This window comes from Paenibacillus sp. VTT E-133291 (genome assembly GCF_002264395.1).
In the GTDB taxonomy this organism is placed as follows: domain Bacteria; phylum Bacillota; class Bacilli; order Paenibacillales; family Paenibacillaceae; genus Paenibacillus_AQ; species Paenibacillus_AQ nitricinens.
Map to the genome: position 1 here is coordinate 13,649 of NZ_NFVA01000035.1, position 15,976 is coordinate 29,624.

General features: G+C 45.1%; 10 protein-coding genes. 1 reads left to right on the forward strand and 9 read right to left on the reverse strand.

Features of this window, described 5'->3' with window-relative positions; translation table 11 throughout:
- Positions 1 to 138 precede the first annotated feature (138 nt).
- From CA598_RS15310 to leuC, 9 genes are all read right to left on the reverse strand, one after another.
- Positions 139 to 3,825 (reverse strand): dynamin family protein, encoded by a 3,687-nt coding sequence (locus tag CA598_RS15310; protein WP_094877073.1) that lies wholly within the window; start codon positions 3,823 to 3,825, stop codon positions 139 to 141.
- Positions 3,826 to 4,119: 294 nt separating this feature from the next.
- Positions 4,120 to 4,386, reverse strand: coding sequence for a hypothetical protein (locus CA598_RS15315; protein WP_042129455.1), 267 nt, complete (start codon positions 4,384 to 4,386; stop codon positions 4,120 to 4,122).
- A 25-nt stretch (positions 4,387 to 4,411) separates the two neighbouring features.
- Positions 4,412 to 5,092: an endonuclease III gene (gene nth / locus CA598_RS15320; protein ID WP_094872592.1), complete on the reverse strand. Its 681-nt coding sequence runs from the start codon at positions 5,090 to 5,092 to the stop codon at positions 4,412 to 4,414.
- A 219-nt stretch (positions 5,093 to 5,311) separates the two neighbouring features.
- Complete coding sequence (locus CA598_RS15325; protein ID WP_094877074.1) at positions 5,312 to 8,044, reverse strand: S-layer homology domain-containing protein; 2,733 nt, start codon at positions 8,042 to 8,044, stop codon at positions 5,312 to 5,314.
- A gap of 87 nt (positions 8,045 to 8,131) precedes the next feature.
- Entirely contained in the window at positions 8,132 to 8,791 is a 660-nt protein-coding gene (locus tag CA598_RS15330) for a GerMN domain-containing protein (RefSeq protein WP_094877075.1), read from the reverse strand.
- A gap of 114 nt (positions 8,792 to 8,905) precedes the next feature.
- Entirely contained in the window at positions 8,906 to 10,345 is a 1,440-nt protein-coding gene (locus CA598_RS15335; RefSeq protein ID WP_094872588.1) for an N-acetylmuramoyl-L-alanine amidase family protein, read from the reverse strand.
- Positions 10,346 to 10,492: 147 nt separating this feature from the next.
- Positions 10,493 to 12,061, reverse strand: a complete 1,569-nt coding sequence (locus tag CA598_RS15340; RefSeq protein WP_094877076.1) for an N-acetylmuramoyl-L-alanine amidase family protein — start codon at positions 12,059 to 12,061, stop codon at positions 10,493 to 10,495.
- 186 nt (positions 12,062 to 12,247) lie between these two features.
- Positions 12,248 to 12,850 carry a 3-isopropylmalate dehydratase small subunit gene (gene leuD, locus CA598_RS15345; RefSeq protein WP_094872585.1) on the reverse strand — a complete coding sequence of 201 codons (603 nt, stop codon included), beginning with the start codon at positions 12,848 to 12,850 and terminating at the stop codon, positions 12,248 to 12,250.
- A gap of 29 nt (positions 12,851 to 12,879) precedes the next feature.
- Positions 12,880 to 14,304: a 3-isopropylmalate dehydratase large subunit gene (gene leuC, locus CA598_RS15350; RefSeq protein WP_094877077.1), complete on the reverse strand. Its 1,425-nt coding sequence runs from the start codon at positions 14,302 to 14,304 to the stop codon at positions 12,880 to 12,882.
- Between the two features lie 258 nt (positions 14,305 to 14,562).
- Here leuC and CA598_RS15355 point away from each other — a divergent pair, with 258 nt between their 5' ends.
- Positions 14,563 to 15,912, forward strand: a complete 1,350-nt coding sequence (locus CA598_RS15355; protein ID WP_094877078.1) for an FAD-binding oxidoreductase — start codon at positions 14,563 to 14,565, stop codon at positions 15,910 to 15,912.
- Positions 15,913 to 15,976 lie beyond the last annotated feature (64 nt).

The following is a 15,976-nucleotide window of genomic DNA, read 5'->3' on the forward strand; positions in this document are numbered from 1 at the left end:
ACCTCTTTCGGCAAATTGACTATCTCGTTTCCATAAATTTCTGAAAACAAAACAGTTTCATTGTATATTTTCAGGCTTCTTTATTTTCATCCATCATACGCCAGATTGCAAGTGTTCTTCGACAATTTCCTACAAATTTCAAAGATTTTTGTCTAATCTATCAACGAAAGATTGTTCCAAGATAGATAATTGGTGACCTAGTTGACCCCAATGATCTGCGGATTCACCCCCTTTAAGGAGATCTAACATCGCTTTCTCTTGCTCCGCTAACCCTTCTTGTAGGCGAACTGCAGCAACCTTTAATTCTCTGGCTATGCAATCGACATAATGCGCAAGCAATTTTTTCTTCTGCTCTGCCGCCGCAACATTAACAGCTTCTTTCACAAGAGGCTCGGCCGCACCTTTGACTTGCTCCCGACCGGCCCCCTCAAAGAAATAGCGAGGAGATTTGAAATGTCCCCATAAGGTTGACCATTCCACGCCCTGAAGCTGGCATTCCAGCTCACTAGGAGAAGGCCATGCTGCTTCTTCATTCTCCGTCAGATGAAACTCTTGAGTAGAGAAAAACAGCTCAGTAGCCGCCGCTTCAGCCGCTTCATGAACAAGTCTGCGCCCGGTACTTTCTAGTCGCAGCGTTGTCGCCCATAGCTCTTGCTCCAATTCACGCTTAGTGGTACGCATCAGCTCTGCACCACACGCAGCGAAGATAGCTTTTAAATTCCCTGCGTCCTCACGTAATAATGAGGGGTGGAAAGATTCCTGAAAATTTCTGGTGAAGGAGAAGCTAATCCGTTGACAGACATGATAGATCAGCTCCTCACCTTCATGAACAAGATCTCTGCCAGGACGTTCTTCTGTCTCTAATAGGGAAAGTCTCTTCATAGCTAGCTGACGACGTTCTTGCATTTCTTTTAATCCTGCTTCACGCTCGTTAGCCGCCATGGAAGCGAGATTCTGCCACTCTTCCGCCCTGCGGCGAACAGATGCGATGCTCTCTTCCGCGCGCTTAAGTGAAAGCTGAGGAAGTTCATCTCCCGCAAAACTTGATAAGGCTTGCTCAAAATGATGGAAACGGGAAGCCTCATAGCGATCATAATCATGCTGAGTTTTGCCTTCCAAAGCAAGCAAGCTAGAGAGTGCATAAATTCTCGGCGAGCGTAAGCCACCTGCACGTAAATTTTGAGCAACATGCTCTCGAACCTCTTCCAGTTCATCTTCGCCTGAAGCAAGATCGGAAGCATTGATAATAAAGAACATTTTATCAAGTGCAAAGCTATCTTTAATTCGCCCCAGCTGCGCAAGCAGACCTCGGTCTGCTTTTGAAAAGGCGTGATTGTAATAGGTAACAAAACAAATCGCGTCTGCATTTTTCATGTAATTAAAGGTTACGCCGGTATGACGAGCATGCAATGAGTCGGCTCCTGGTGTATCCACGAGTACAATTCCGCTTTCGGTCAATGGACAGGCATAATACAAATCAATCCCCTGCACAAAACAGGCCCGGGTCTCCTCTGCTACAAGGCCCCGGTATTCTTCTAAATCAACAGTTCGCACCGTTCCCAGCAAGGGCTCAGCTTCTGCCCAGCCAGCCGCTGCTGCTCTTAGAAATCCAGCGTGTGGCAACGCAGAGGGATGAACTCCCCGTGCTGGCAAACTTGCCAGAACTGTTGTCCATGAGTTTTGCTGTGGTTCGCCTAGTTGCAGCACACTGAAGGAATGGCAGATGTCATCCCAGAAATCTGCCATGGTCTTCATTGTGACAACCGCGGTGGCATGGCGGAAGTCACCTTCCGGCGCCAATATGCGGTTGACCGCAGCCGTGGCGGGATGTGGAGACACGGGCAGCACTTCTTCGCCGAGCAAAGCGTTGGCGAAGGAAGATTTACCCGCGCTGAATGCACCGAACAGCGCAAGGGTAAAACGGCCGCCGGCGAGATCCTCCGCCCGTGCGGCCAGGCTCCGCGCCGCCGATGCCATCGCTGGCTCGCGGCGCAGCAGCTCTGCCGCAGCCGCCAGCGCGTCAGCGGCTGCCGATAGCCGGCGGCGTCCGCCCGCCGGCGAAGCCGTACCCGCCGCCCAGCTTGCGGCGGCGGCACTTCCAGCCGCGACGCTTTGCAGCGGCTGGGCCTCCCGCGGTGCGGCGCTCTGCGCAGCCGCACGCGGGGTGACCCTCACCTCCGGCAGGATGCCGGGGGTGAGGGGCCGGCGCGGCGGCAGCAGCGCCGCGAGCTCACGCGCGCGGGCGTCTGCCGCGCGGTCCAGCGCAGCTAGCGCGTCAACGGCGCGCGCCTGCCGCGAAAGCGCCTGTTCGCGGCGCTGGAGTTCGGCACGCTGCTCATCCATGAGCGGTGGCAGCTTCGCTAACAGATCATCGCTCACCGCTAACGTGGCACGGCGGAACTGGCTCTTCATATCAGCCGCAAGTGTGCGGCAGAAATTGAGCAGCGCCTCGCCGCTATACCCCGTTCCCGGCTTAACTGCAGCCGCCAGCCACTCCTGGCTCACCGCCGGGAACCCTTGCTTCAGAGTCGTCTCTGCCTCCTCCTCCCAGAGCCCGAGATTCTCCGCCCAATCACGCACCAGCTGAATCAAATGCCATTCCAGCTGGGCGGAAACCTCTCGGGTCAACAGTCCTTGCCAGACTGCCAGTCGTTTACTTTGTTCCTTCTCCCGCCGTGCAGCCGTAGAGAATAACCCTAACCGAAACGTAGGGCTGGCACTTTCCATATAACTACCCGACGCCTCTCTAACATCCGCAGGCATTAGATTAGCATTATTAAGTAAGGTGTCGAGGCCAGTTCGCAAGCTCGCCCGTGACTGCTGAGGCAACCCCTCAAGTCGTTCCTTCTCTTCTTCGAGTGACTTCAGTTCATTCGTCACTGTCTCTGCATTCGTACCTTCTAGTTCTTCAAGGAGAACTGCTCTTTCCTCCTGCTGATCTTCACGGAATGCAGTTAGAGAAGAATCCGCTGTATGATGAATGGAACGAGACAGACTATATTGAAGTAGCTGCTCCTTTTGTACCAACAGTTCAGTTATAAGGCTGAGCAGATGATCCCAATGATTAAGAGGATGCTCTTTCTTTTTGAGAGAGGTGAATAGAATTCCCGCACAATGAATCCCCCATTGTTCAAAAGCATTTTCAAGCTGACGTTTATATTCCTCAATGGAAATCTCTTGTTCCCTGTGCTTGTCGATCTGATTCACAATCAGATACAAAGGTTTACCCCAGTCACTAAGATTTTTGGCAAAGGCCAAATTATTCTCTGACTGTACATGGTTATAATCCATTACATAAAATACGACATCAGCTAAATGCAGCGCGGAGCGGGTCGCCGCCTGATGACCATCATCCGTCGAATCTACACCAGGTGTATCCAATAGTACGCCATCCTTGCCTAGCAATGGTATCTCATTCCACACTTCAATTGCGGAATATTCACCACCATTCCGACAGTATTCCTGTAATCTTTCTGGAGTTGTCTCTATAGGAGCAGGATCATTTTTACTTCCTTCAACTCTAGGATAAATAAGCACTCGTGGAACTCCACTGCGAATAGAGACAATATTCGCACTAGTCGGCACAGGTCCAGAAGGCAGCACTGAACTGCCGCAAAGAAGATTAATCATACTGGATTTCCCTGCCGAAAAATGTCCGCAAAAAGCAAGGGTCAGCTCATTCCCACCCTCTTTATGTTGTAAATCTTCATATATACGTTCAGAGCCTTCATCACCCCAGCGATGCATTAATCCACGCAACTGGAAAAGCAGCGATGCCGTTTCACTTAATGTCTCTTTCTCGATTCTAACCTGTTCCGCTCTCACTGACTCTCCACCTCCACTGTTACCATCTAATCATGCTTTGATCCGTAGACGTTTATGCTTATGCAATGTTTATACAGGTGTAATTTCTTTGATGTCACGCAGAACCTTTTTTTATAAATAATAATTACAGTTTATCACCAGTTTGACACAAATTAAATACACACTACTTACAAAATAACCTATCATCTCTTACGAAATGAGGTTATTCAAACATCTTTCTGCTATTATCGCTAGAAAAGTCAGAAGCAAAAAAGGAGCCAGCCCTAGGGCCGACTCCTTTTATCACTTCTAAATTTATGCAGTTTCCGAAACAGGCAACAGAATTTCGAATACTTTTCCGTGCTGCAGAATAGTCAAACCACGAGATTTATCTCTCATTACAACAACTTCAGGTTTCACTGACATACGCTCAAAATAGTGTTCAGGAACGTCACCGGAATGACTGATCGTGATTCCTTCTACTTCTTGCTCTTCGTTCTCTTCGAGTGGGCTTTCCACTACGCGGTCAAAAATATCCGAGAACACTTCAAAATTATCTGTGTATACAGAAATGCATTTCATCTCTATCCCATCCTCTTCTTCAACTCTAACTTTTTGGCGTATGACCTTTAGCTTTCCTGACAACAGCTGTTTTCATACGTTTTTTGCCCTCTCGACATACATCAAGGAGCGGGCAAACTTGACATTTTGGGTTCTGTGCCTTGCAGTGATATCGTCCGAAAAAGATAAGCCGGTGATGAGTGATCGTCCATTCGTCACGTGGCACAGCCTTCATCAGCTTCTTTTCCACTTCCAGCACAGAATCTTTCCAGCCTGCTAATGCAAGTCGTTTAGCAACCCTCTCCACATGCGTGTCCACTGCAATGGCAGGAACTCCAAAAGCATTGGATACTACTACATTTGCAGTTTTACGACCTACACCGGGTAAAGTTACAAGCAAGTCATGAGCCTCAGGCACCTCGCCACCATACTGTTCTATGAGTATAGAGCATAGGCTTTGGATATGCTTAGCTTTGTTACGATAAAGGCCGATGCGCCGGATATCCCCCTCCAATTCCTCCAGCGGTACAGAAATATAATCGATGGGGGCTTTGTACTTTTGGAACAGGTCCACGGTCACTTTGTTCACCGTTGCATCCGTACATTGGGCTGATAACAGTACCGCTATCGTTAATTCAAAAGCGTTACTATGATTTAACTCGCAATGAGCATCAGGGAACAAGTTTCCAATCGTATCCAAAATGTGGCGGACCTCTGCAACTTTCATAGTGTCCCCTCCACGGAGCGATTACGCTCATTAAAACTCACATGAGCGTGTCCTCTCTAATGTAAAGAAATATAAGCAAAGTCTGTATTATAACGTATGGTTTCATACATTTCAAGAAAATACAACTCTTATACTTTCTTATATTTCAAAAAAAACGTCTTGACGCAGGCAAAGCTCCTGTGTCAAGACGGTGATTCACTCAGAAATCCACCATTGCTACTATTGTTTCACAATTTCAACCACGATATCATTATTGAAATACATTATAATATTATCATTTTCTTTCAGAGATTGCACGGACAATGTCGTATCTCCTTGATGAATATATACATTTGAAGCAAGCGTGAACTGATACTTATCGTTCAGATTAGCTCTCTTAGTCACCAATGAGTTCGTCGAACTGTCATAGCGAGAGAATGAACGAGTTAACTGTGGTAACACACGAATGACTGTCGCTCCATCCGTGTCTTTACGAATCTCCACTCTGTCCGCTGTTGTTAAGTTACTAAGAGCAGTTGTTGTGGCGCCATCACGTATGATTCTAACCCCACCGCTTACAGTAAAGTTTTGTGCTGCTCCAGCATACTCCTTCACAATTAAGCTATTCGTTGCTGCTCCTACTGAACTAATCTGACCCGTTGTAAGCTTAACTGCCTGAATAGCGAGCGGTGTGCTTCCATCAAAAGTCACATTCAGATAATCTCCCGATTTCAAAGCGGTTAGCTTAATGCTCTCACCGGCTTCATTTGTTATTGGGAGCGCCGCAGTATTAATCTCACTGGTCCCCCCATTCCATTTAATACTTATACGGTTGGTTCCAGAATTAACGGTTGCTGCTTCAACCTGAAGAACGGTCTTTACTTTCAATACTGCTATTAGATCCTGACTAGTTGTCAGTGAAGCTGTCACATTACTACCAACAGGAACATCACTTAAGGTTGGATTAGTCTTCCCAAAAAAATCAACTAATTGTGGATAAGGCATTGTTATAGTTTGCCCACTGTCCTTAAGCTTCAATACAATTGTTTTAAAAGAAGAATTAACAGCAGACAGGGTTCCTTCATACTTTGTGACAATTTCCAAAGACAGAGCCCGTTGACCTATTGCCGTTAAATTCACTTTACGGTTCTCAACAAGTTTCGTACCGACATTACTTAAATTAGGGAGTACGCCTTCAATCAACAATTTTGTTTTTTCATCCAACTGAACGACATGTGCCTTTTTATCAGTATCCATAACTGTCAATAGTTGCGTTTTATTATTATAGTCAATAACCGTCGCTCCACTATACTGCTCAATTTGACGGCTTAACACTTCAATCTTTATGACTTGATCACTGCTGTTCAACGTAAGCTGAATTTTGTCCCCACCTATTGCATCAGCTATAAGGTCATCAGCCACAGCGCTATTCATATTAGGAATAACAATCACCGGCTTCGTGCCTAACAGTTTAACTTCACGTGTTCCGTCCGTTTTTTTATACACAACTGTTGAATTGCTCAGTTCGGTAAGTACACCTTGAACTGTCCGTTCAACACCTTCTGTCACTTCTACAGTACGTATCACATTTTCCTTAATCGTATATTTAACAGCAGCACCTGTCTTTAAATCTGCTGGCTGCAGCACTGATGATTGCGAGCTGAATAATGAAGTTCCATCTTCCCATTTAAAGGTTTCCACCGTACCAGCAGCATTTTTAAACGTAATGCTTTTCCCAGTAAGATCTATGCTTTGAACGGTACCTGTTGTCGTTTTGTTAACTACCCCTGAAGTCACTTGAACACTGACCACTCTGTGTGATCCACTGTAAGTCTCACGTTGCAAAGTAACTACACTGTCTGCTACCAGGGAAGCAGGTTCAATTGATGTCCCGTTTGCATCTACAAAGGTAGTCGTTTCATCATAATAATACTCAGTGAACCCAGTAGCTGATTTGAGCCATAGCTTATTACCAGGTGCTACCATTGCGAAGCTTCCGGAAAGGCTCTCCACTTGTTGTGTAGGATCAGTCACTTCAACATAGGCTGCGTTATATGTCGCTCCAATAACAGTAACCTTTGTATAAGGTTGGACATCACTTAGATTTATTCTGCTTTCAGAAGCGCTTGTGTAATAAGCGGTGCTGGCTCCCAGGGTATATGTAGAAGTCTTGCCGTTATTATAAACGGATAGTTTCCCATCTGCTAATTGACTGATTGTTCCTGATACTGTGTTGTCGTATTCAACCGTATTGTGTGCTTCCGCACGGCTGAAAAAAGTCGCCAATTGAGCACGGGTCACAGCCCCTTGTGGATCAAAGCGATTACCGTCAAGACCATTAGCTAATTTCAGATCAACAGCAACGTTGATATACCCTCTTTTGTTTGCAGACACTTTAGCATCATCCGCAAAGCCTGTCGGCGCACTAGCTGCTACAGCAGCATCTGCACTTTTTCCTAGTGCACGAATTAAGAGTTCAGAAATCCATTCGCGGGAGGCTTTACGCTCTCCCCAAGAAGTCTTCAGATTATCTGGAGCCATTTCAGTTGCCTTATCAAGTAGGCCTTGTTGAAAGGCCAACACTACATAATCCTTGTAATAATTCGTAACCTTAAAATCATTAGGTAAGGCAACCGTTGAAGAAGTATCCACTTTATCCTGCAACTTCATAAAACGTAATGCCATAAGCACAGCTTCCTGTTGAGTGACAGAATCCCCAGGGCGGAACAAACCATTATTACCAACTACAATTCCTTGTGATGCTAATTTATAAATATGCTTTTCAGCCCAAAAGCCTGTCTTCACATCGCTAAAAATGCCAACAGATTGTGTAGTAGTTGTTGCTGCGGTAGCGGCTGTATCTGCAAACACTGCGCTTGCGCCACTAAAAATCATGGTTCCAGCCATAACAGCCGATACTGCTTTCGTAGAATAAGCCTTCAATAGACGTTTTGACCTTTTTTGCGCGGACAATAGATTATTCCCCTCTCTATGACTCAAATAAATAGTATAGTTTAAAGTTCGTCAGTTAGATGCTTTTATCCTTTGTTGTAATAACAATTAGCTATTATCTCTAGTCATAGGATGCATTAGGTCAACATGACCCATCAAGCTTTCAACCTTTTCACCATCCACCAAAACTTCGATGCTTTTTACTTCTTCAAATTGAAAATAGGTTTTGGCAAGTGATGAAATCGCTAAGGACTCCCCACCAGCACCCAGCTGTGCTTCATCCGGTTTATGAATATCCATTACAATTTGACCATCAACAAACTTTAACGATTTCAGTTCAATCTTGCCCCATAACGATACAAGGTCCGTATTCTCGTTGCTCTGCAATGCTTTGAACGTCTCTGTATATTTCTGGGCATCGTCAGAGAAGCTGATGCTAGTCTTAGCAGGAATCAAATCCATAACTTGTGAATCCGTATAATATGCATCGATACTCTGGCTCTGTTTTTGTTTCTCATCTGCTACTGGCTTTGCAGTTGCCTGAGTTTCTGTGTTGCTGTTATCTGCTGTCGGTTGCGGAGTGCTAGCCACTTCGTTTCCTGATTCATCGCTTGGAGCCGGTGTACTTTCTCCCGCACCACTTACAACATTTGAAGGTTCTTGCTCCACACCATTTGCTGGAGCCGCAGTAGGCTTGTCTCCACAGCCAGCAATCACTAGCAGAAGCAGTGTAGCGATTCCAATTGTACTCCATTTTTGTTTCATCATTAATAAACGCCTCCTCTAGATGAATACGGGCAGACAGGTACCGCAAAACCACTTCTTGCCTTTTAAAATAAAAGCAGAAAGCTGACTTTGCGGCGCTCGTCTGCCACTGGTCTGTTATTTTATACCCAAATATTCCTTAATCCCACTCACTATTGAAGCCGCAACTTTGTTTTGAAGTGCATCTGTAAAAAGCAATGCCTCATCTTTTTTATTGCTAAGGTATCCCACTTCAAGTAATACTGCAGGCATTTTCGTTTCGCGGATAACATGGAAATTCCCATAACGTACACCGCGATCGCTAAGTCCTGTAGCTTGAACAAGATATTTATGCATCACGTTCGCCAAAGCTTTACTGGCTTCCCGTTGATAATACGTTTCTGTTCCACTAGCCGCAGAGGATCCTGAGCTATTGGCGTGTACAGATATGAATATATCAGCTTTTAGATTATTAGCCATAGCTGCTCTATCCTTGAGCTCCAAGAAAGTATCATTACTACGTGTCAGCACAACGTCAATATTGCTTTCTTTTTTCAGCAATTCAGCTGTCTTAAGTACGATGGCCAAATTAAAATTCTTCTCGTATTTACCTGTAACACCCACTGCTCCCGAATCTTTAGCTCCATGCCCTGCATCTAATACTACTAGCTTTCTGCCGTTATTCCCCGGTTGTGTTGTAGTATCATCAGTACTTTCCGCATTTAGATCGATTACAACCAGCTTAGAATCGTCTCCAGTTACGGTAACGTTGTAATTCTTAGCATAGTTCAAATCGATTACAAAACGTACTGTATAAGGATTCGTGCTATAAAGGGAGTAACGTACTCCTGATACATCGGGATAATCTTTCACTTCCAAGCTACCGTTTAGGTCAGGATCAAGGATCTGTCCTGTGCCAAATAGGTCTGAGAAGGTGGCATTAGGTAAATCAACAACTAACCGATTCGGCCCAGTCATCACTGTCACTTTTGGTACTGAACTACCCTCCATGGCAATGCTCAAACGATTTTCACTAAAGCTCACACCATTTACCATCGTTAAATTCTTAGAAGGATCTACCGGCGGTACAACCTCAGATCCACCATTTTCAGTATTTCCACCTGAACTACCGTTATCATTTGAGGATCCTGGGGTAATAAGATACACACTCTTCTTCACGTTGTCCCACGAGACATTTAATCCAAACTGTTCACTAATGAACCGGATCGGTACAAGTGTCGTATTACTACGAAGGACAGGTGCTGTGGTAAGTGTTACTGTCTTGTCATCAACGGAGGCTATCTTTTGATTCACAACCAGTTTGATGACCTTTCCTTGCTGTTCAATCGTTACCGTCTTGCTCTTCTGATCCCAACCCACGTTATATCCAAGGCTTTCAGAGATCAACCTTAACGGCACCATGATTGTATCATTCACATTTTCAACCGGGACATTTTGCCCTGCGGTCAGCTCCTTGCCGTCCAGATAAATCTTGCTATTTCCGGCAGCAGCATGTCCGTTTTCAGGCAAAACAAATACTAAGAGCAACAAAAACAACATCAAACTGAATTTCTTCATTCTTCACCTCTAAATCTAGTATTCGCCTGTGAATGGCGATCGTGATGGCCTGTCTACGTCAACCTCAGACCTCTATTAGACGCTAATAATCTATAAAGGTTGCGAATATATTCCATAAAAATTGAGAAATCTCACCAACATCAAGCATTAAAGGCCTAGATATTCCTTAATACCGGCTACAATTTCCCTCGCTAATTTGTCTTGAAGCTGCTCATTATACATCCCTGATTCATTTCCTGAATTAGTAAGATACCCCACTTCCAGAAGTACTGCAGGCATACTGGTTTCTCTTGTCACATGCAGACTTTTCGTTCTTACTCCGTTGTCCTTAAATCCAGTACCTGCAATCAGATGTTTGTGCATGATCTGAGCAAGCGGCAGACTCCCACTACGCGAATAGTACGTTTCACTGCCATTTATTTTGTCTCTATTCGGATAACCCAGCTCCAGTGAATTTCCATGCACTGAGATAAATAGATTAGCCTTTGCCGCTTCTGCGATATTTACTCGATCCTGAAGTCCCAGCGTAATATCTTCAGTTCTAGTAAATACAACGTCAACCAAAGCTTCCTGCATAAGTAGTGTTTGTACTTTACGGATAACTGCCAGATTGAAGTCTTTTTCCAGCTTACCCGTGAGACTGACTGCTCCTGATTGCGTCCCTCCATGACCCGCGTCGAGAACTACAACTGGCTTTCCTGTCATTCCACTACCACCTGAGGGGTTCCCTTCACTGCCTGTAACATTCAAATCTAGTGTCACCAGTCCAGTACTTTCATCCGTACTTAATTGATAAGGCTGGCTACCGATCGTTTGAATCACGAACCTAATAGTAGAAGGACTTACACTGAACAACGCATACCGGATCTCAGAAACTAGAGGGTAACCAGTAACATCCAGCTTGCCTTGCGGAGTTCCGTTTGTGGTAATACTCGGTAGGCCGCCTACGAAATCAGGAGCAAAAGCTGCACCGGGAAAATCTACAACGATTCGATCTGGACTGCTCATTTTTGTGATGCTAGGTTTAAGAGCTCCAGAAACAGCGATGATTAATCGATTCTCAGTAAAGACTGCCCCATTTACAAGCGGACCTGCTGCATTCACACCAGTGCTTCCTGGTACTGAGGATGATTGTGGTGTCTGAGAGGGTAAAACACTTCCAGCGCTTGTGCCATTATCTATGCCGGGTGTAGTCATTGGAGTTGGAGAAGGTGTACTTGTTGCTGTTGGACTAGTAACGGTTCCCTCAGATGTAGCCACCGAAGCTTGTCCACCCGTCAAATAGACCGTTTTATCGCTATTATCCCAGCCAACCTTTAGACCGAACTGCTCACTTACGAAACGGATCGGAACGAGAACTGTACCACCGCTTTGCTTGGGTGCTGCGTTTAAATCAAACGTTACTCCATCCGCATCAGCTGTTTTTTTTCCTACAGCCAGCTCAATGCTTTTTCCATCTTGGTGAACCGTTACTTTGCGGGCCTGCTGCTCCCATAATACCTCAAATCCAAGATTCTCCACTACCACTCTGACGGGAATCATAACGCTACCATTGACGTTCTCAAGTTTAATTCCTTTTGGTAAAGCAAGCTCTTGATTGTCCATAATAATTCTGCCTGAGCTGCTACCAGCCGCGGCAGCTTCACGTCCAGTAAAGGATAGTAATAATAATGGCAGCAACAATAGCAGCAACTTTCGATACCCAACTCTTCTCATTTTCCCGCTCCTTCTGCAAGTAATAGATCTAGATAAATACTAAGACGACAGAAATCACCAAATGTTTCCTTTATCACCAATCAATATTTCGATTATAGCAAAAAAACTTCTATTTCCGACACCCGGAAATAGAAGTTTTGCGTAATTTTTGTAAAATTTAAGAATGAAACCACTTATATCCTATTATTAAGAGAATAACTTAGCTGCATGACGCTCTTCATACGCAGCAATTTCATCTGCATGCTGAAGGGTTAATCCGATATCATCCAGACCTTGCAGCAAGAACTGTCGACGGTGCTCATCCAGCTCAAAGCTGATGCTCAGTCCATATTCATCATGGAGTGTGTTGCTCTCCAGATCTACAGTCAACTGGTAGCCATCGTGCTGTGCTGTCCGGTTGAACAGTTCATCCACTTGCTCTTCCGATAGCTTGATTGGCAAAATGCCGTTCTTAAAGCAGTTATTGTAGAAGATATCTGCATAGGAAGGTGCAATGACAACTTTAAACCCATAATCCATAATCGCCCAAGGTGCATGCTCCCGTGAAGAACCGCATCCAAAGTTAGCACGTGAAATCAAGACAGAAGCACCTTGATAGCGCGGTTTATTCATTTCAAAAGCTGCGTTATCGTTACCCGCTTCATCAAAACGCCATTCATAGAACAAAAATTGTCCAAATCCCGTCCGTTCAATCCGTTTCAAGAACTGCTTTGGGATAATTGCATCCGTATCTACATTCACCCGATCTACTGGTGCAACAATTCCTGTTAATTTTTTAAAAGCATCCATAGTTTTATCCTCCCGTGTTCTCTCTAGTTCTATGAGCTGACAGCTTCCGTCTTATAGTTCCAATCACGTACATCAGTGAAACGGCCTTTTATCGCAGCTGCAGCAGCCATAGCTGGGGATACCAGATGCGTGCGTCCACCGCGACCTTGCCGTCCTTCAAAGTTACGGTTCGAGGTAGATGCACAGCGTTGCCCAGGTTGCAGTACATCAGGGTTCATTGCAAGGCACATGCTGCATCCCGCTTCGCGCCATTCAAAACCCGCGTCAGTAAAGACTTTATCAAGCCCTTCCTTCTCAGCCTGCATTTTAACACGACCAGATCCAGGAACAACAATGGCAGTAACCTTGTCAGAGACCTTATGGCCTTTTGCTACCACAGCTGCTGCTCTCAAATCCTCGATCCGTCCGTTAGTACAAGAACCGATAAATACATAATCGATTGGAATTTCAGAAATAGGTGTTCCAGGAATCAAATCCATATATTCAAGTGCTTTTTCAGCAGCTTTGCGTTCATTTTCAGTGGTGAAGTCAGCCGGATTTGGCACGCTAGAGTTGATATCTGTACCCATACCCGGGCTAGTGCCCCAAGTCACTTGTGGAATCAATGTCTCCACATCGAATTCAACTACTGTATCATACTGAGCACCTTCGTCACTAACAAGACTCTTCCATCCTTCAACAGCAGCGTCATAAGCTTCCCCTTGCGGCACATATTGACGTCCACGCAGATAGTTAAAAGTAGTTTCGTCAGGAGCGATCAAGCCTGCTCTTGCTCCGCCTTCGATCGACATGTTGCAGACGGTCATACGTTCTTCCATCGACAGCTCACGAATAGCTTCACCTGTGTACTCAATTACATAACCTGTGGCAAAATCAGTACCATATTTAGCAATAACACCAAGGATCATATCCTTTGCTGTTACACCAGGATTGCGTTTACCTGTGAAACGAACTTCCATAGTCTTAGCTTTGGATTGCTGCAAACATTGGGTAGCCATTACATGTTCAACTTCACTAGTTCCGATACCAAAAGCCAGCGCACCAAATGCTCCATGTGTGGAGGTATGGCTGTCGCCGCAAACGATAGTTTTACCAGGATGCGTCAAGCCGATCTCAGGTCCCATTACGTGTACAACGCCTTGATCGATATCATTCAGGTCGAACAATCTAACACCAAAATCAGCACAATTTTTAGAAAGTGTATCAATTTGCTGTTTGGAAATTGGATCTTTAATGTTAAAACGATCCTTGGTAGGAACGTTGTGATCCATTGTAGCGAAAGTCAGCTCAGGACGGCGAACCTTCCGATTACTAAGGCGAAGTCCTTCGAAAGCTTGTGGAGAAGTTACTTCATGAACCAAATGCAGATCGATATAAATAATGCTAGGTTTACCTTCCTCTTGATGAATAACATGATTATCCCAAATCTTCTCAAACATTGTCTTGTTGCTCATAATTTCACCTCATTAATAGAATCGTTCATTGGAAGAGAGCGTGGAGTCTCTCTTGAATGATCTAAATATAACATCACCGTCTTTATAATTCCAAGATATGATATCTATAGAACTGATAGGTTTAACCTATAAGATTGAAGACGATTTTTTTGCTGAGACCCTAGTCAGCCCACTCCTTAGACGAATGTCCTTCATACTATATCGGGTCCTGGTTGTTGAAATGCAGTGCATTTGTTATCTCAGAAGGAGTTGGAACAATTGAAGTCAAGAACGAGACTTACCGGGCGAGTTATTTTCAAAGGTGATCAAGGGTATGAAACGGCACGCAAGAATTGGGATCCGCATACTGACAAATTCCCGAAAGTGTTTGTCTTTGCACAAAAAACACAAGATGTTGCGAACGCCATAAAATGGGCTAACGAGAATAAAGTCCCCATCCGTGCAAGAAGCGGCAGACATTCTTTGGAGGTTAATCTTTCACAAATCACCGGAGGAATTGTCATCGATGTGAGTGAAATGAAGGAAATCAAACTAAATAAAAAATCTGGAACTGTTGTTGTAGGTACCGGAAATACAGTGGGGAGAATTGCACACACGCTTGCTGGGCGAGGATATATGGCTCCATTCGGCGATAGCCCTACGGTTGGAATCGGAGGCATCACCCTAGGCGGGGGTATCGGGCCGCTCCAGCGAACCGTGGGCCTTGTTAGTGATAATCTAATCGGACTCGAAATGGTTGATGCCAAAGGGAGAATTATTCATGCCAATAAGAATAGTAACTCTGATCTTCTCTGGGCTTCCCGCGGAGGTGGCGGGGGTAATTTCGGAGTTTACACCAGTTACAAATTCAAAGTACGTCCAGCTCCAGCTTCAGCTACCGTTTTTCGTATCACCTGGCCTTGGAATCAGTTCGAGAAGGTATTCAAAGCTTGGCAACTCTGGGCTCCTTCCGTGAATACCAAATTGGGCAGTGAATTATCCATTGGTCCGAAAAAAGGCGGTAATGTCACTATGACGGGGCTGTTCCTCGGGTCAAAAGCAGAGGCTTCCCGCCTCTTAAAGCCCGTTACGAGCATTGGAACGCCTACGAATCAAATCATCCGCTCTTTTCCCTATACAAAAGTAGTGAGTTTTATGTTAGCGCCCGATCCAGTGCTAACTCAAAGAGTCAGCAACCAGTTCTCCAGCGGTTTCGTAAGAAAACCCTTCCCGGACAAGGCAATTAAGTCCATGCGTGAATTCTTAGAAAAAGTGGAGGGAGAGTTCGCAGGTTTCTTTTTCCTCAACTGGGGTGGAGCTGTGAGCCGTAAGTCACCCAAATCAACAGCCTTTTACTGGCGTAAAGCGAAATTCTATGTTGAGTGGAATAGCTCATGGATCAAGAAATCGGAAGCTGCCAGAAATATATTCCTAGTACGAAATACACGTCGGAAGCTGCAGCCATTTATCGTGGGGAGCTACATCAACGTCCCAGACCAGGGAATTAAAAATTCCGGACCCGTATATTATGGAGCGAACTATCCTAGATTACGGAGAGTCAAAGCTAAATATGACCCGGGAAATATATTTAACAACCCTCAAAGCATCTCTCCAGCCCGCAAAGTATAGTAAGACGTAATAGGGTAGCATCGAAATTAGACCGGCAAACATAAAGGGCTCCAGCGGATACTGG

Bases quoted from the DNA above. Each gene is read 5' to 3' on its own strand.
- leuD (WP_094872585.1), bottom strand. From the start codon at position 12,850: ATGGATGCTTTTAAAAAATTAACAGGAATTGTTGCACCAGTAGATCGG.
- CA598_RS15340 (WP_094877076.1), bottom strand. From the start codon at position 12,061: ATGAGAAGAGTTGGGTATCGAAAGTTGCTGCTATTGTTGCTGCCATTA.
- CA598_RS15330 (WP_094877075.1), bottom strand. From the start codon at position 8,791: ATGATGAAACAAAAATGGAGTACAATTGGAATCGCTACACTGCTTCTG.
- CA598_RS15315 (WP_042129455.1), bottom strand. From the start codon at position 4,386: ATGAAATGCATTTCTGTATACACAGATAATTTTGAAGTGTTCTCGGAT.
- nth (WP_094872592.1), bottom strand. From the start codon at position 5,092: ATGAAAGTTGCAGAGGTCCGCCACATTTTGGATACGATTGGAAACTTG.
- leuC (WP_094877077.1), bottom strand. From the start codon at position 14,304: ATGAGCAACAAGACAATGTTTGAGAAGATTTGGGATAATCATGTTATT.
- CA598_RS15335 (WP_094872588.1), bottom strand. From the start codon at position 10,345: ATGAAGAAATTCAGTTTGATGTTGTTTTTGTTGCTCTTAGTATTTGTT.